The following is a 17,354-nucleotide window of genomic DNA, read 5'->3' as shown; positions in this document are numbered from 1 at the left end:
ATTATCAAGTTAAAACAAATAACTTTATATGGAGTGAAGGTACTCACTTTGCTATTAAGCTTTTTTGGGACTTGTCAAAATTCTTATGCTGATAAGTTGACTCCCTGTGATGATGACAACATAAAATTTAAAACATATTTTCAAGGAAGCGCGAGACCAGCTCTAGAATCGGAAGCATTTGTGAACAGTAAGGATCCGTATGAAAAATTTGTGACTGAATTATTTAATCATGTCAAAACCAAGTTAAACAATGAACCTGCCTGTGAGGTAAGTGTCCCCGATCCTGCCGACATATCATTAACCTTTGTTGAGCGCCACTTCCCTGTATACGAAATTGAACGCAATATATATAAAGATGAAAGTGAGCTAAAGCTTAAAATTGATCCTAGTTCAATGAATAATTTTTCATGTCAGTTATCAAGTCCATGGCTAGATATGACTATTCAACGAAATCCTACGCTAAAGGTTTCAGCTGTCTTCAATTTTGAAGCTAGACAGTTTTTAATTGATCAAACCTTGCTAACTTATCCTGATATAGCGGCGACTTTTGAGCGCCAGTCTCTGACCGATAATTTATATGAGCGTTATGAGAAAGAGTATGCAATGAAACATAGCAGTCGTAGATCTTACGCAACCAAAATGCCAAGTCCTACAACGGTAAAAGATTTACCGTTAGATATGTTATGGCTCTTTGATCATACCCCGTCAGGGAGTGCAGGTATTTATGAAATATCAAAGTTAGTTATGACGCGTTACCAGGGCTATGCAGAAATAGCTAAAGCCTTGGTTAGTCATTGTTTTGCTTCAGATCAATATGAATTACAGAGTTTCAAGACTATTTATGAACTTGAACGTTTTTATGACGCTAAAGCGCTTAATGACTACAAAATACAATCACATAAGAGAATTAAATAAGAAAGGGATAATTTTCAATGGCATATACGTAAATAAAAGTGGTCTTAGCCGTTTTATTTTTTTATCTGGTAAGTTTTTCAATTTTATAATTATCAAAAAATTTTGTATCGACTATGTTTTTTAGATCTAGGACAGTGTTATATCTTTTAAAGTCACCATTTGGAACATCAAAACACTGATTTACTAATGCTCTATTCAGTTCGATATACCTTGATGAAGCTGTATTGAATAAACGCGAGATATTGTCATAAAAAGGTCCCCGAGTAGATTGATATGAATGCCTGTATAACCATAAAAGATCAACGGGAAGTTCATTAAGTATTTTGGGATCTTCGATATAATCGCTAGAGCTTAAAACAGCATTAACATAAACACTGCGGTATTTGTTTACAGCTTCTGTAGTTAATGGCACTGGATTAAACGTTTCAGGAATAACCTCTCCTGAAAGGAACACTTGATCTGTTATCATTTGACGAGCGCTCCATGTGATCACAGCGTGAAGGTTAAATTCAGGTTCTCGTTTAATTACGATTTTGAGCCATGGACTAGATAACTGAGAGGACATGTCATCTGTTTTTAATGAAATTAATTCTGTAGAATTCATCCAAGCTACTAAATTTTCCTCAATAAACTCAAGTGTTATATTTACGGGCTTACCGTCACCATTATGACAAGCCTCTTCTTTTTTCAAATTATCCTCAACAGCCTGAATTATGGATACTACAAACGCCTTGTAAGGGTAGGGCCTATGGCGTAATCCTGCATCTTCAATAGAAGTAGTTATTGGTTTTACGGATTGATTTTTGAAACTGCTCCGTTCGTAAAACTTTAAGTTGAAGTTTTCTTTAGAACAACTATCTATTTCTTTACCTTGTACAAAGAAAGAAATGCACAATAGTATAAAAAATAACATTCGTTTTTTAAAAGACCCTTTAAATCCATTTATATAACTCATAACCCACCCTTTATTGTTTTTGGCACCTAGATTTATGACCCCTTTATATTCGTAAACTAAAACATAACCACTAAAATATAATTAAGTACTAGTATTCGTAAATGGCTTTTTATAGAATGCACCCTCAATTACCACCCGTAGCTCAGCTGGATAGAGCGTTGGCCTCCGGAGCCAAAGGTCGCGCGTTCGAATCGCGCCGGGTGGACCATATCTCAGAGCGCTTTTTTAATTCCTTTTAACGTTATCGATAAATTTATTAAAAGGCTACCGGCTACTTTCGGTTAGCATCCCCAAATTACGCTTATATTATTAATTTATCTATCTATCTATTATGATCTTGCTCTACGCTCGCCTTGATGCACTAGGCGATACAGTACTGGCAATACTAATAACGTGAGTAAGGTTGACGAAATAATGCCGCCAATAACTACGGTTGCTAACGGTTGTTGAACTTCTGCGCCAGTACCAACGTTTAATGCCATAGGCACAAAACCCAATCCTGCGACTAAAGCGGTCATTAATACTGGTCTTAATCTTAGCATTGCGCCGTCAATTATTGCTTTTTGAAGTACATGACTAGAAATAGTTGCGGAGTTTACTTCGCCCCGCTCTTTCACTAAATCACGAATGAATGAGAGCATTACTAAGCCGTTTAGTGTCGCTATACCCGATAAGGCGATAAAGCCTACGCCTGCGGAGGTAGATAGTGGCATATCACGTAGCCATAAGGTGATTACGCCACCGGTTAGTGCTAATGGGATGCCGGTATAAATAATTAAGGCATCTTTTACGCTACCAAATACCATTACCAGTAAGCCTAAAATAACCCCTAAGGTGATAGGAATAACTAAAGTTAATCGCTTATTGGCTGAGGCTAGTTGCTCAAAGGTCCCGCCGTATTCAAGCCAATAACCTGCTGGAATATCAACTTGTTGCTGAATTTCTTGTTTTGCATTGTTTACAAAGGTTCCTAAATCAGTACCGCGAACATTGGCGGTAACTACAATACGACGTTTACCATTTTCTCGGCTAATTTGATTAGGCGCTGGCGCTATTTCAAGGTTGGCCACTTCCGATAATGGTACATAGCCAGAGCTTGATTGGGAAGTGGGTACTGCAATAGGTAACTCGCCTAAACGATGAATATCGTTGCGTATTTGCTCAGGTAGCCTGATCACCATATTAAATCGGCGATCACCTTCATAAATCGCGCCAGCGTTTTCACCACCAATAGCGGTAGCTAAAGCATGTTGTAACTGCGCAACAGTTAAGCCGTAACGGGCAAGTTCAATACGTTTTGGGATAATTGACAGCATAGGTAAGCCAGTTACCTGTTCTACTTGAATATCGCTGGCACCATTAATGGTTTCAAGCACTTCTCTTATTTCATTTGCGCTACGTAAAAGTTGGTTTAAATCATCACCAATAACTTTAATACCTAAATCAGCTCTAACCCCTGAAATAAGTTCATTAAAGCGCATTTCAATGGGTTGCGTTAATTCAAAGTTATTGCCCGGTTGTCCTGATACTGCTTCAACTATTTGTTCAGCAAGGTCTTGATAACTTAATGACGGATCAGGCCATTGCTCTCGCGGTATGTACATTACATAAGTGTCGGCAATATTCGGCGGCATAGGATCATTAGCTATTTCAGGTGTACCAATACGTGAAAATACATTTTTAACCTGCGGAAACTTTTGAATTTCACGCTCTAAATTTTGTTGCATATCAATTGATTGATTAAGGCTAGTACCTGTTATGCGGATAGCTTGCAGTAATAAATCTTCTTCATTGAGTTGGGGAATAAACTCTGAACCCAAGGTTGTCGCTAGCCATAACGAAAAAGCAACAAACAAAGCACAGACTGTTAATATCAACCAGCGTAACTTCATTGCTGCAAGTAATAACGGTTTATAGGCTGACTTTGCCACGGTGATAATACGGCTTTCTTGTTCTTTAATTTTGCCGGTCATAAATAAAGCAACGGCGGCAGGTACTAAGGTAAGTGATAACACTAAGGCGGCAATTAACGCCATCATTACGGTTGCGGCCATCGGGTGGAACATTTTGCCTTCTACACCGCTTAAGCTAAATAATGGAATATAGACAATGGTGATGATAAATATGCCAAATAAGCTGGGTCTAATCACTTCATTGGTAGCGGAGTAAACCACAGCTAAGCGTTCTTTTTTACTAAGTACACTGCCGTTAACACGTTGCGCGTCACTTAAGCGTCGAATTGAATTTTCAACAATGATCACTGCGCCATCAACAATTAAGCCAAAATCAAGAGCGCCAAGGCTCATTAAGTTAGCCGACACGCCCGCTTTAACCATACCTGTAATAGTGGCTAACATAGCAAGTGGAATAACGGCTGCAGTAATTAAGGCGGCGCGAATATTACCGAGTAATAAAAATAATATGACGATTACTAATAAAGCGCCTTCCGCTAGATTTTTTTGTACTGTGTACATGGCTTTATCAACCAAGGTAGTACGGTCGTAAACGGCTTCAACTATTACCCCATCAGGCAATGATAATTTTATCTGCTCAAGCTTTTCTGCTACTGCTAAGGCGACAACTCGTGAGTTTTCACCCATCAACATCATAGCGCTACCAATAACAGTTTCTGTGCCGCTACGTGTTGCTGCACCAGTACGTAATGACTTACCAATAGCAACCTCGGCAATGTCTTTAATTTTTACTGGCGTGTCATCAACAAGTTTAATTACTACTTGTTCTATATCGGTAATAGTTGCAAGTTGCCCTGGCGAGCGCACCATCAGCTGTTGGCCATTTTGTTCAATATAGCCTGCACCACGATTGCTGTTGTTATTATTTAAAGCCTTGTGAATATCATCAAAAGTGATCGAAAATTCCAACATTTTACTTGGCCATGGGGTTATGTGATATTGCTTGTCGTAACCGCCAATGGTATTAATTTCTGTAACACCTTTAACTAAGGATAACTGTGGTTTGATGATCCAGTCTTGTATTTCACGCAGTGCCGTTGCGTCAAAGGGCGAACCATCAGCTTGTTTAGCTGTTGGCGATGCTTCAATACTGTACATAAATATTTCGCCAAGCCCTGTGGAGATAGGTCCCATTTCAGGGCTTAGTTCATTCGGTAATACATTTTTAAGGGCGCTGAGCTTTTCATTAATTAAGCTGCGAGCAAAATATAAATCAGTGCCTTCGTTAAACACTACAGTAACCTGTGACAAGCCATAGCGCGAAATAGAACGTGTGTATGACAACGCAGGAATACCACGAATAGTGGTTTCAATGGGTACGGTAATGCGTTGTTCTGTTTCAAGGGGAGAATAGCCTGGCGCTCGGGTATTAATTTGTACTTGAACATTGGTAATGTCGGGTACAGCATCAATAGGCAACTTTTGATAACTGAAATAACCTAAGCCGATAAGTACTAAAATCATACTCATCATTAACCAGCGACGGGCGATAGAAAATCGCAATATAGATTCGATCATGGTGAACTCCTAATGAACGTGCGCTGCGCCAGCTTTGCCTAAATCAGCTTTAAGCAAGTAACTGTTTTGCACTGCGTATTGTTCACCGGCATTTAATCCTGAAAGTATTTCAGTAAAATGGCCATCGCTTTGCCCTAAAATAATATCACTGCCAAGTTTGTGACTTACCTCTCGGCTTTCATAGCCATGCTCGTTCACCACAAAAATAACTTGTTTACCTTCTACTTCTTGAAAAGCACGGTTATCAATGGCTAGCTCCACCTTATTTTCACTGAGCACTACACTGCCCGTTAATAACTGCCCTGCTGTCCATGTACCTTGCTTGTTATCTAACGGGGTAATGGCTGTGGTAAAAGGTTGGGATTTATTATTGAGTAAATGAATGATGTTAGTTTCTGTAATACTTGATTGAAAAGCCGTTTGAGGCGTATTTGTCAGTGAACTTTCTAAGCTTGTTTGATCTGAAATTGGCGATGATGACACAGTGACTTTCATGCCTTTTTTTACGCTTTTAGCATTACTTGAAGTACTTGAAGTACTTGAGGCATTGTTTAAGGAATTAGTTAAGGTGTTACTTGGAAATACATTGAAGTTAACCCACAGTTCCTCGTAGTTTTCGATAATTACTAATGCTTTTTGCCCGGTAAGTTCGCCAGGGTTTGCATATCTTGCGGTGATCACCCCTGAAATAGGTGCGACAACGTTATAATGCTTAAAACTATTATTAGACTCTACTGCGGCGATCACTTCGCCAGCTTTTACTGTGTCACCAACATTAACGGTTAATTGGGTGATTAAGCCCGGAAAGCGCGCACTAACGTGGCTTATACTCTCTGGCTTTACTACGACTCTTCCGTAAAGCGTAATGGTTTGTTTGATATGTGCGACACCTGCCGTTGCATTGATGATTCCCGCCTTTTTTGCATTGTCGTGGCTAATTTCAACGTGGCCTTCTTCATGTTCGTCACCATGCTCATCGCCGTGATCGTCTCCGTGCTTGTCACTGTGCCCATGTTCATCTTTCTCGCCGTGATGGTCATTATGCTGGTCAGAATGATCATCATGTTCTTTGTGATGATCGTCTGATGACTCATTCGTATGGGCAGCATTATGAGTCTCTTGGTGATCATCATGTTGCGCATTTGCCATAAGGTTATTACTGGTAACGGCATAACTAAATGCTGCGGCGATAAATACAACTAAACGACTTGGTTTGTTTTTCATGGGAACCTTCATAATAATCTGCTAAAGCGCTTTGTTTACTGAATTTGTTACTGCTGTTGGCATTGTCATTGTTTTGTCATGGGTATGGTTATGCCATGTTGAGTGGCAGGCAAAGGCTCAGCAATTAACTGTTCTATTTCAGTACCATAGCGCAGTGCCGCGGCGGCAGATTCAATCATCGCCCTACGTGCAAACAGCAATTCTTGTCGGGCGGTTAAATACTCTAAGTAGCTGTAAAGTCCGCGTTGATAAGCAATTTGAGTTTCATTTAATGCGTCAGTTAAAATTGGCACTATGGCGTCTTTTAAATTTTTCACGGTAAATATTGCTTGTTTTCTATTGCTGTAAGCGCGGTATAACTGGCTATGTAGGGCAAGTAAGGAGATTTCTCTTTTTACTGCTATTTCATCACGCTGCGCTTGCGCTGATATTATTGCCCCTTTGTTTCGTTGAGAGGAAAACAAAGGAACGCTAATACTTGCAATTAGTGCGGTGTCATTTACCGCTTGGTATTGTTTAAGCCCAACAGACCATTGTATGTCTTCGCTTGATTCTGTTTGTGCTAAACGAAGTTGTGCTTCTTTTACCCTAGTTTCGGCGGCATAACTTAGTATTTCAGGATTTTGCTCTACTTTGGCGTATAACAGATCAAATGGAATATCATTTGCAAAGTTAAATAAATCGCCTTCAACCCTGGTAAAGCTTGGCGTGGTTTCTTTCCACATCATGGCTAAAAGCACTTTTGCATATTCAAATTGTTGTTGCTCTGAAGAGGCTATTAACTTGATATTGCCTAAGGCTGCGAGAGCGCGTTTTACTTCTGCTTCAGGTGCAGCACCTGCTTTAGCGCGGCTTTCAACTTCTGTTAAGGTGTGCTCAGCTAATACAACAGCTTCTTTAGCAAGTGAGGTACGCTCTTGCGCGGCTAGAATATCAATGTACCTGCGGGTAACTTCACCTGATAAACTTAGTGCGGCTATTTTACGTTGCGCGGTAAGTTGTGCGCTGCGACTATTCACGACATCAACGCGGGCGTTAGCTTTATCACCCATTTCAAAAACTGAAGAAAGCGATAACGTGTATTCAGTGCCATCAAATACGCCAATATCACTAGTGCCGGCAAAGTCTTCTATTTCAAAATAAACAGAATAACCTGGCGTTAATTGCTCACTTTGTAGCTCACCATCAATAGCATTTTTACGGTATTTAAAGACGTTTAATGATGGGTTAACTTTTAAGGTTTTTTTAATTGCAGTGGTTAATGTAATTGAATCATCATTTTTCGTTTGAGCAAAGCCGTTAAAGGCAACAAAATTAGTTAATAAAAGTGACCCCACACAGAAATAAGTAATCAAGCTTCGAAGTAGATTTAAAGCTAACGGGGTTATTTTCATAAAATGACTCATTTTTATAAAGCAGTACAAATAAAAGCAAACAGAAATACAAAGATTAAAAATACCCGCTTTGATCAAACAATGATTGTATAAGGCATATTTTTGCGACATCATAAACCTTACAGTAGGTGTAAGGTCAAACATTATGAAGATTAATCAACTAGCGACCTTAACCAAGGTGCCTAGTAAAACTATTCGCTATTATGAGCAAGTTGAATTAATACCCAAAGCCACTCGTAACAGCAGCGGCTATAGGGAATACAACTCAACAGATGTTGATAATTTAGTGTTTATCAGGCGTTGCCGAGAATTACAAATACCGCTTGAACAAATTAAGGTATTGATACAAGTACAAAAAGATAAAAACTCGTCTTGCTGTGAAGTAGATCTGTTAATTGAGCAGCAGTTAGAAAATGTGCGTAAAACAATAAACGAATTAGTATTGCTAGAAAAAACGTTAAACACGTTAGCAAAGTCTTGCTCTAGTGATATTGTCAGTGATTGTGGAATACTCAAAAACCTAACGCAATAATAGCGTAATTATTTAGGATAAATGCAAATGGAAGTCATTGGAACGTCAGGTTATTTTTTAGCTTCATTATCTTATTTGGTATTCATTCTCTTATTATTAGCTGCCCGCAATAAAACATTATCTGGTGGTTTAATTTTACTGGCGGCATTATTGGTTTTTGCTTCTTCACTTACTGCCGCATTACAGCCAAAACAGGGATTTTCATTGCTTATTATTATGGCAATAGAAACATTCAAACTGGCAGTTTGGTCATTACTTATTATTTGTACTCAAGCAAATATTAAAACGATTAACGAATTTGTGAACCATCCCAAAATTAAACAATATTTAAAAGTTTGGGCTGGCTTATCTTTACTTTGCTGGGGCGCGGTATTCTTTGTTCCAGACGGTGTTAAATACCTATTTTCTTTATTTTTATTGTTTAACTTATGGTTGTTAGTATTACTTGAACAATTATACCGTAACGCAGAAGTAAAAGTGAAATGGGCTATTTGGACCTTAATTATAGCACTGGGTATGTCTACGGTTTTTGACTTTATAGTGTTTTCTCAAGCGGCGATGGTTAATCAGTTAGACTTTTCTTACTGGTATGCTCGTGGCTATATTATAGCAATTGGTATGCCCTTCATATTGATTAGCACAAGACGAATTAAAAACTGGTCGGTCGATGTTTTTGTTTCTCGCGAGGTGGTTTTTTACAGTTCAATGTTACTTATCTCTGGACTATACCTATTATTACTAGCCTTTGCTGGGTATGTAATCAATTACTTCGGTGGTACGTGGGGTGATGTTGTTAGTATTGCTTTTCTTATTTTAGGTGGTGGTGTTTTAGCGGCGTTATTAGCAACAGAGAAGCTACGTAAAGAAGTCAAAGTATTCATTACCAAACATTTTTTTGCTAACAAATATGACTATCGCGTTGAGTGGCTTAAATCAATTGAGCAGTTAGAAATTAATGAAAGCGACAATTGCTACCATAAAGCCACAGATATTATTTGCTCGTCGTTGAATATTCATCAAGGCGCTTTAATTAAGAAAATGCCATCGGGCCAATTTCAATTACTCTACCAAGAAAACTTTAACCTAGCGCAAGAAGATTTAAGCTTTCTAAGTGCGGTTGATGATTTTTGTATGAAACACGGCTGGATTATTGATATTAGAGAGTTGGCGCTAGTTGAGGGAAGTTACCCTGAGTTGTCGGTTGATGTTCAACAATGTGGCAAAAAAAATATAGATATTATTATCCCTATATTTATGAATAAAACCGTTTATGGCTTCTTTTTATTAGCTATGCCCGCCAAGCAAGAATTATTGAATTGGGAAGATAGAGACTTACTCTTTTCAATTTCAAAACAATTAAGTAACTATTTATCGTTAAATGAAGCCAATGAGCGTTTAGCAGAGTCTAAACAGTTTGATGCGTTTAACCGTATGTCTGCTTTTTTAGTGCATGATTTGAAAAATATTCAAGCCCAGCTGGCGTTAATTAACAGTAACGCCAAACGGCATCGAGATAATCCAGAATTTATTGATGATGTATTTGAAACCATTGAATCAGCGACAAGCAGGCTTGAAAAAGTATTAACGCAATTACGTAACAAACAAGTGGCAGAATCGAGCCGTAAAGAAGTTAATGTTGCGGAGTTAATTACTGAAATAGTTAACCAGCGTAATATTCAACTACCTATGATTAAAATGGATGTACTACCTGAGGTTAATATTGCCATAGATGAAGATACTTTTTCGTCAGTGTTAAATCATTTATTACAAAATGCGCAAGAAGCGACAAATGATAATGGCTGGGTTACTATTAATGCCCAGACTTGTGCTGATAATTTATCTATTAAAATCAGTGATAATGGCTGTGGTATGTCTGAAGACTTCATTGCTAATCGCTTATTTAAACCTTTTGATACAACAAAAGGTAATGCTGGTATGGGCATTGGTGTTTATGAGGCTAAACAGTTCTTTGAAGGACTTGGTGGTTTAATGCAAGTATCTAGCCGCGAAAATGAAGGTAGTGTGTTTACAATGACTATTCCGTGCAGTAAATTGAGTTAAAGTCGATAAAAATAATAATTACAATAAAACGAAGGAAGCAACATAGTTATGGAAAAGTTACTGATTGTTGATGATGATATTGGTGTACAAAAACAATTGAAGTGGAGTTTGGCTGACTATGAAGTAGTGTTAGCTGATAACCGTGAGAGTGCTATTGCTGCTGTACGACGCCATGAACCTAAAGTAGTTACCCTTGATTTAGGTTTACCGCCCGATGAAGCTAATGCGAGTGAAGGCTTAGCAGCTTTAAAAACTATTTTAGAAATTGCTCCGCATACCAAGGTTATTGTGATTACCGGTAATGATGACCGCACCAATGCGCTAAAAGCTATTGAAATGGGCGCTTATGATTTTTATCAAAAGCCCGTTGACGCTGATGTTATTAACGTTATCGTATCGCGCGCTTTTAGTTTAGCTAATATAGAAAACGACAACCGTAGTATGAAGTCAGTAATTGGCTCTGATTGCGGTATTATTGGTAGCAGCGAGAGTATTGATAGATTACGCCTTATGGTGCAACGAATTGCGCCTACAGAGATCACAGCGCTTTTATTAGGTGAAAGTGGTACAGGTAAAGAAGTTACCGCTAAAGCTATTCATAAAGTAAGTGATAGAAGCGACAAACCTTTTATTGCTATTAACTGTGCTTCTATTCCTGAAAATTTATTAGAAAGTGAATTATTTGGGTTTGAAAAAGGTGCTTTTACTGGTGCTCATAAAACCACATTAGGTAAAATTGAGTGTGCGCAAGGCGGCACATTATTCTTAGATGAAATTGGCGATATGCCCTTCCCTTTGCAAGCTAAATTATTGCGCTTTTTACAAGAGAAAGTCATCGAGCGTTTAGGTGGGCGAAAAGAAATTCCGGTTGATGTTCGAGTAATTTGTGCAACCAATCAAAACCTTGAAACTATGGTTACGGAAAAACAATTTCGTGAAGATCTATTTTATCGTATTACTGAAATCACTTTAAATATTCCACCATTACGCGATCGTGATGAAGATATATTGATTTTAGCTAACTTCTTTTTACAACAATACGCAGCGGAATATAAGCGTAATGCTAAATCTTTTTCGGATGATGCATTGTGCGGTTTGCGTCATCATAAGTGGCCGGGTAATATTCGCGAGTTACAAAACAAAGTTAAATCTTCGGTTATTATGAGTACCACAAATCAAGTTACAGCCTTTGATCTTGGTTTTTATGATAAAGAAAATGCACAATATGAATTGTCGCTAAACTTACGTGTAGTACGTGAACATGCGGAAACGATCGCTATTCAAAAGGCGTACGCGTTAACTGAAGGTAATATGTCTAAAGCAGCAGAGTTATTAGGTATCACTAGACCAACGCTCTACTCTTTAATTGAAAAGTATCATATTGCGATTAATGAATAATTATTAGGGATTAGATATTAACTAGATACTAAATAAATTAGGAATTAATATTGGTGATACCCTCCCCGTATGCAGATGTATTAGTCGGGGAGCTATATTGTTATCAATAGATGTACTGATTTCTTACTCTACTTGCTCTATTTGCTTTGTTTTATGTCATTAGCATTAGCACTTTGCGCTTTGGCAAACTCTCGGCTTTTTTGTTTTAACAGCTTATCAATATAGCGCGTCATTTTAACTTTTTGTTGAATTGACGCTTCTAGTATTTCTTCTACTTCACGCAATACATTTTTAATGTTTTCAACATTTTCTGTTGAATTAATAACAAGTTGCTGTGAAAATTCGGAATTTTTTAAGGCGGAACCGTTTAGTGATCCTGTTAATTCAACCGACATTTCGCTGGCTACTTCATTAATAACGTCACTATCAATAATTGTTAGCTCTTCAAGAAAACCAAACAAAAGTAAACGATCTACAAAGATGTTTATTTTTCTAGGTACACCTAGTGTTTTTTCGAAGATAACCTGAAAGCCGTCATCAGGAAATAAGCCTTCTTTGTTACAGTTTGCCTGCGCTAATCTATGATTTACATAGTCTTTAACCTCTTCAACCTTTAATGGTCTTAAATGCGCAGAGGCTATAATTCGTTGCCTAAATTGCTCCATATTAGGAGCAGCTATAATGTCTTGTAATTCTTCTTGACCTAATAAAAAGCTTTGAATAAGTGGTTTATTGTCAAGTTGGAAGTTAGAAAGCATACGTAGCTCTTCTATGGTTTCCGATGGTAAGTTTTGTGCTTCATCTACTAATAATAAAGCGCGTTTACCTTGTTGGTTTAAACCAATTAAAAATTGCTCAATGCTGCGTAATAAGTCTGCTTTACTGTTACCATTTACTGTAATTTTAAATTCTGCAGCAATAAGTTCAAGTAATTCATCAGGTGACAACTTAGTAGTAACTAATTGTGCCGCGACAATTTTTTCATCAGCAATGTTGGCTAATAAATTACGGGCAATGGTTGTTTTTCCTGTACCTATAGGACCTGTTATTACGATAAAGCCTTCGCCTTGATCTAGCCCATATTGTAAATAGGATAAAGCGCGTTGATGGTGGCTGGTTGCAAAGAAAAAGCGAGGATCAGGGCTTAATTGAAAAGGTCGTTCGCTAAAACCGTAGTAACTTTCGTACATATTAAAAATCTTTTGTTAAGTTAATAGAAGCGCGCGCTTCAGTATAATTATACTGTGCAATATTTGATTCTCGATCGAGGTATTGCAGGGTAAAAAATGAATTGAGTGATGACGCTAAGCTTTTATCGTAAGTAGCTGAAACTGTTTTATATATATCTTTTTGATAGGGGCCACCAGGATTCGCTTCATCAAAAACATTATTAGTGTAATCAACAAACATAATCAGATTACTTCTAGAACTTAAACGGCGAGCCATGGTGAAACGGGCATCAAAATATACATCAACTTCATTTGTACTTAAGTTTTCAGTATTGTTATTAGATACATTAATAGTGAATGTAGTGCGAGATAGCGCTAACTCGGTTTGCCATAAAAATATTTTATTTAAAGAAAATTGATTACTTTGTACTAATTCTGTTGTGGTGATTGGAATGTTTTCGAAACCATTAGTGTCATCAGGCACTTGTCCTGGAGGTAAACAGTCATTAATGTTGGTTGAACTGGTCGGACACCATAAGTCACTATCAACCTCTTGATAATTACTACGTTCGAAAGCGCCAATAGATTCATTATAAGAAATAGTGGTTGTCAATCTTCTCATTCGGTGTGAAAAATCAAAATTATAAGATTTACCAAAAAAACGCGTAGAGTAACCGGCTTTAAGAGATGTTCGCTCTGAAGGTTGCCAATCTATATCGGCTGCCGCATAGTTTTCACTAGTGGTATTATCGCCGATAATATAGTTATAAGATAAATCGATAATGAAGTGCTTAGCAGCCTGAAAACGCAAACCTGGGCCCCAAGATGGAATTGCATCAGGGTTACTACCCTGTAATGTTCCTGTCACCCTTTCATTATAAATACGAATGAAAGGATTAACTTTATAATCAGTTATTGCGCCTACTTTAGTTTCAAATTGGTAATTTTCACTGGTAAAGCCAGCATTTTTTTGATTAATGAAATTACCATTTAGGTCCCAAAATACATTGCGAGTAGCACTACCGTTGGTACTGTTGATAGTTGCAGATAAGCCATGACTTTCCCCTATACCATCTTCAGTTTGAGTGTTGTTATAAATTAAAGACGTACCAAAAACATAATTACTATTGCCACTATTGAACTGTAAACCAGCAGAATTATCAATTTGCTGAATAGTATCGCCGGTTACTAAATCAGCTAAACTGTTTTCTGTCGCATTTCTGTCTATATTGGTTACTGAAGAGCTAGCAATAGCTTTGAGGTTTTCTTGCCACAGGTCATATGTCGCGTTAGCTTGTAGCGTTAAGTAAGCGTTATTGGTTTCTGTGTCGTGGCTATAACCAACAAAAGTTTCTGTGGCGTTAAAAGAGAATTGTAATTTTTTTGAGGTGAAGTTAGCGTCGGCACCAACAATAAATTGGCTAACTAAACTAGACACTTTATCAGTTCCAGTTAGGTTAATATTATTGGTATAAGTCTCTGTAAGCCCTAAGCTAGGCTCAAAATACCATTCACTTGCTGATAATGTTGAAGTCGAAAAAACACTATATAACAATACTATTATTGTTATATAGGCTGTTTGATTTGCTAGCACGTTACTGGGTTTTTTGGCCATAGCCATATCCATAATAGCCGTAAATATCTTTTTTAGATCTAATGGTTTTATTCATCACTAAACCTATCGCTATATCACTATTGAGTTGACTCACAGCTATTTTAACATCATCAGTTTTGGTTTTAGACTCTTCAACTACAACAATAGCCTGACCAACTAGATCAGATAATACCGGTGTTTCTGTTACCCCTAATATTGGCGGGCAATCGAAAATAACAATTCTGTCTGGATAGCGTTCAGCTAGCTCTTTAGCTAAATTTGCCATGCGCTCACTAGCTAATAATTCATTGGTTAAATGATGTGGTTTACCCGCAGGGACTAACTTTAAGTTATCTATATTGGTGCTGTAAATAATATCAGATAGCGATGAAACCTCACCGAGTAAGTATTCAAGCAAGCCTTTTTTGCTCTCAAACTCTAATTCTCTGTGTAAACTTGGTCTTAGCACGTCGGCATCAACCAATAACACAGTTTTATCCTGCTCTAGGGCGATACTTAACGCTAAGTTAATAGCAACATAGGTTTTCCCCTCATTTGGATGAGAACTACTTACCATGATTAAATTACTATTATTTAATGTTTTTGACGCTAAACCAAAAGCATTATTGAGTAACTTACGTTTAATGTGTCTAAACTCTTCTTGAATATAATGGGTGCTATCAGGACTATAAATAAAGCCACGTTCATTAAGCCTTTCACCATTTAATATTATTGTTTCTTTGTTGCTGTTACTGGTCTGCTTTTTGGTTGTGACTGAAGCAGTCGTTTTCTCCGCCACTTCTTGTATAATTTCAGGCTCAGCAGTAGCTTCGGTACTTTTGTGTTCGGTACTACTTTGCTCGGTACTTTGTTGTTCAGTACTGTGCTGCTCTGTCAATTGCTGTTCGGTTAATTGTTGTTGAGCTAATTTTTGTTTAGCCAAGGCTTTTTCGATAGTACTCATGGCTAAAAAATCCTTAAAGGTTCAGGGATGATATCAGTAAATAAAAAGTAACTTATAAATAATGCTAATAAGCATAATAATAACAAATTAGACGCAATAAAAATGAGTGTCTTCTTTTGATGCCATTTATGAAGACCTAGGTTTTCATTTGCTGAAATAACCCCAAAGATAGGCACGCCGGTAATTTTAGATAATTGCGTTGTTGACGTTGCCACCGGATTTAATTGGCTCATTAAGAACGATAAACCAATACCAACACCAAAGCCAAATACTGTAACTACGCCAAATAATATGAAGCGTTTAGGCCCTGAAGGCTTAGTAGCTTTACGTGGCGGATTAAGCACTCGAAATTGAATTTTATCTGTTGTTTCATCAGCTTGTTGCGCTAATTGTGCTGTTTCTTTACGTGATAATAACTCTTCATACTTAGATTTAGTTATTTCATAACCACGATTTAAAGCAACTAACTCGGCTTCAATTTCAGGTAAGGTATGAACCATGTTCTCAAGCTCTACGATACGCTCACGATAATTATTTGCACGCACGTTAAGTGAAGCTATCAAATTCTCTAATTGATTAACTTCAATTTGAACTTCCTGTACTACAGGATTAGCACTGAGTCTTTTTAAGCTGCCAGCGCTTTCGTTATTTTGCTCCAGATAGCTTTCAATTTCAGTGCTACGTAGCTTTTCTAAATGGCTTAGATTTCTTGATACTTCAATAACATCAGGATGCTTATCGGTATAACGAAGTTTTAGGTTATCTAATTGAAGTTCTAATTCAGTAATTCTGTCGTCGTAAGTTGTTTGAATTGAACTGTCACTTTTTATTTTATTATCACTACCCGTATCAGCAACAATTGATTGCGCTAGTTGTTTTTTAGCAGAATCTAAACGGGTTTCATTTTCTAAAATTTCAAGTTCTATAGATTTTAACTGATCTTTAATACCATTCAGTTTTGCGTAGTAGCCACCAGACTGATTTGGTAAAACACCACTATATTTTTGTTTGAAAGTAGTTAACCTTGCTTCTGAGTTTGCAAGTCTGTTCTCATATTCTTTTAATTGAGTATTTAAAAACTTTTGCGCGCTGTCTGAATTGTTTCGTGTTTCGCCTAAGGTATTTTCGATAAAAACAGTTAGTGCAGAACGGACAATGTTTTTTGCCATTTCAGGGTCTTTATCTTCAATGCTTAAGGTATAAATATTTTCGCGACCAACGCTCGATATTTTTATTTTGTCTTTCAACTCTTCAATAATTTCTTCGTATTCTTCACTGTTATTAGCTTGTACATCCAAATCAGTCATTCGCGATATGCGTTCTAAATTTGGACGACTTAATAACGTTCTCACCATTAAACGAATTTGTGTATTAGGATCTGTTTCAACAGTTAAACCTTTCAAAAGAGGACGTAATAGAGATTGAGTATCAACATACACTTTTGCTTCAGATTCATACACATTGGGCATAGAGGCAACAAAATACCAACCAATAGGGCAAATTAGCCAAGTTGCTATGATGATATAACGACGCTTTAACCAAATCCCTTTTAGATAATCAATTATCTCTTCAAATATATCTTGCATTGTTAACCTTTGAAATTTACCTTAGTGATTACGCATAAGGCTTTACTTATAAATGACTTATAAATGATTTT

The 17,354-nt window shown here is 37.3% G+C and carries 12 protein-coding genes and 1 tRNA gene; 5 read left to right on the top strand and 8 right to left on the bottom strand.

Annotated features, from left to right (window positions below):
• Nucleotides 1–180: 180 nt before the first annotated feature.
• Complete coding sequence (locus CWS31_RS09045) at nt 181–915, top strand: hypothetical protein (protein ID WP_148747752.1); 735 nt, start codon at nt 181–183, stop codon at nt 913–915.
• 61 nt (nt 916–976) lie between these two features.
• Here CWS31_RS09045 and CWS31_RS09040 read toward each other — a convergent pair whose 3' ends face one another.
• Entirely contained in the window at nt 977–1,870 is an 894-nt protein-coding gene (locus CWS31_RS09040) for a hypothetical protein (RefSeq protein WP_101344891.1), read from the bottom strand.
• Nucleotides 1,871–2,001: 131 nt separating this feature from the next.
• Between CWS31_RS09040 and CWS31_RS09035 the strand changes: the two genes are divergently transcribed.
• A tRNA-Arg gene (locus CWS31_RS09035) sits at nt 2,002–2,078 on the top strand.
• Between the two features lie 121 nt (nt 2,079–2,199).
• Here CWS31_RS09035 and CWS31_RS09030 read toward each other — a convergent pair.
• The 3 genes from CWS31_RS09030 to CWS31_RS09020 form a co-directional block, all read right to left on the bottom strand.
• Nucleotides 2,200–5,361, bottom strand: a complete 3,162-nt coding sequence (locus CWS31_RS09030; protein ID WP_101344890.1) for an efflux RND transporter permease subunit — start codon at nt 5,359–5,361, stop codon at nt 2,200–2,202.
• A 9-nt stretch (nt 5,362–5,370) separates the two neighbouring features.
• A complete protein-coding gene (locus CWS31_RS09025; RefSeq protein WP_170252827.1) occupies nt 5,371–6,585 on the bottom strand; it encodes an efflux RND transporter periplasmic adaptor subunit in 1,215 nt (404 codons plus the stop codon).
• A 65-nt stretch (nt 6,586–6,650) separates the two neighbouring features.
• Complete coding sequence (locus CWS31_RS09020; RefSeq protein ID WP_101344940.1) at nt 6,651–7,979, bottom strand: TolC family protein; 1,329 nt, start codon at nt 7,977–7,979, stop codon at nt 6,651–6,653.
• Between the two features lie 145 nt (nt 7,980–8,124).
• On the opposite strand from CWS31_RS09020, the gene CWS31_RS09015 reads away from it, so the two are divergent.
• The 3 genes from CWS31_RS09015 to prsR are packed head-to-tail and all read left to right on the top strand — an operon-like array spanning nt 8,125 to nt 11,970.
• Complete coding sequence (locus CWS31_RS09015; RefSeq protein WP_101344888.1) at nt 8,125–8,511, top strand: MerR family transcriptional regulator; 387 nt, start codon at nt 8,125–8,127, stop codon at nt 8,509–8,511.
• 27 nt (nt 8,512–8,538) lie between these two features.
• Entirely contained in the window at nt 8,539–10,572 is a 2,034-nt protein-coding gene (prsK, locus tag CWS31_RS09010) for an XrtA/PEP-CTERM system histidine kinase PrsK (protein WP_101344887.1), read from the top strand.
• Nucleotides 10,573–10,620: 48 nt separating this feature from the next.
• A complete protein-coding gene (gene prsR / locus CWS31_RS09005) occupies nt 10,621–11,970 on the top strand; it encodes a PEP-CTERM-box response regulator transcription factor (protein WP_101344886.1) in 1,350 nt (449 codons plus the stop codon).
• A gap of 137 nt (nt 11,971–12,107) precedes the next feature.
• On the opposite strand, the gene CWS31_RS09000 is transcribed toward prsR, so the two are convergent.
• From CWS31_RS09000 to CWS31_RS08985, 4 genes are read right to left on the bottom strand one after another with little or no spacing between them, the layout of a single operon-like run.
• The gene (locus tag CWS31_RS09000) at nt 12,108–13,160 is read right to left on the bottom strand and encodes an XrtA/PEP-CTERM system-associated ATPase (RefSeq protein ID WP_101344885.1); all 1,053 of its coding nucleotides are present in this window, start codon (nt 13,158–13,160) and stop codon (nt 12,108–12,110) included.
• A gap of 1 nt (nt 13,161) precedes the next feature.
• Nucleotides 13,162–14,754, bottom strand: coding sequence for a TIGR03016 family PEP-CTERM system-associated outer membrane protein (locus CWS31_RS08995; RefSeq protein ID WP_246143449.1), 1,593 nt, complete (start codon nt 14,752–14,754; stop codon nt 13,162–13,164).
• Entirely contained in the window at nt 14,735–15,697 is a 963-nt protein-coding gene (locus CWS31_RS08990) for an XrtA-associated tyrosine autokinase (RefSeq protein ID WP_101344884.1), read from the bottom strand. The genes CWS31_RS08995 and CWS31_RS08990 overlap by 20 nt, the downstream gene beginning before the upstream one ends.
• A 2-nt stretch (nt 15,698–15,699) precedes the next feature.
• Nucleotides 15,700–17,283 carry an XrtA system polysaccharide chain length determinant gene (locus CWS31_RS08985; RefSeq protein ID WP_101344883.1) on the bottom strand — a complete coding sequence of 528 codons (1,584 nt, stop codon included), beginning with the start codon at nt 17,281–17,283 and terminating at the stop codon, nt 15,700–15,702.
• Nucleotides 17,284–17,354: the final 71 nt, after the last annotated feature.

Source organism: Colwellia echini (assembly GCF_002843355.2).
GTDB classification, from domain to species: Bacteria; Pseudomonadota; Gammaproteobacteria; order Enterobacterales; family Alteromonadaceae; genus Colwellia; species Colwellia echini.
The sequence above is the reverse complement of the archived record's forward strand: the minus strand, read 5'-3'. Positions and strand labels throughout refer to the sequence as shown.

Coding starts and splice junctions, on each gene's coding strand:
- CWS31_RS09040 (WP_101344891.1), bottom strand. CDS start 1,870: ATGAGTTATATAAATGGATTTAAAGGGTCTTTTAAAAAACGAATGTTA.
- CWS31_RS09030 (WP_101344890.1), bottom strand. CDS start 5,361: ATGATCGAATCTATATTGCGATTTTCTATCGCCCGTCGCTGGTTAATG.
- CWS31_RS09025 (WP_170252827.1), bottom strand. CDS start 6,585: ATGAAAAACAAACCAAGTCGTTTAGTTGTATTTATCGCCGCAGCATTT.
- CWS31_RS09020 (WP_101344940.1), bottom strand. CDS start 7,979: ATGAAAATAACCCCGTTAGCTTTAAATCTACTTCGAAGCTTGATTACT.
- CWS31_RS09015 (WP_101344888.1), top strand. CDS start 8,125: ATGAAGATTAATCAACTAGCGACCTTAACCAAGGTGCCTAGTAAAACT.
- prsK (WP_101344887.1), top strand. CDS start 8,539: ATGGAAGTCATTGGAACGTCAGGTTATTTTTTAGCTTCATTATCTTAT.
- prsR (WP_101344886.1), top strand. CDS start 10,621: ATGGAAAAGTTACTGATTGTTGATGATGATATTGGTGTACAAAAACAA.
- CWS31_RS09000 (WP_101344885.1), bottom strand. CDS start 13,160: ATGTACGAAAGTTACTACGGTTTTAGCGAACGACCTTTTCAATTAAGC.
- CWS31_RS08995 (WP_246143449.1), bottom strand. CDS start 14,754: ATGGCCAAAAAACCCAGTAACGTGCTAGCAAATCAAACAGCCTATATA.
- CWS31_RS08990 (WP_101344884.1), bottom strand. CDS start 15,697: ATGAGTACTATCGAAAAAGCCTTGGCTAAACAAAAATTAGCTCAACAA.
- CWS31_RS08985 (WP_101344883.1), bottom strand. CDS start 17,283: ATGCAAGATATATTTGAAGAGATAATTGATTATCTAAAAGGGATTTGG.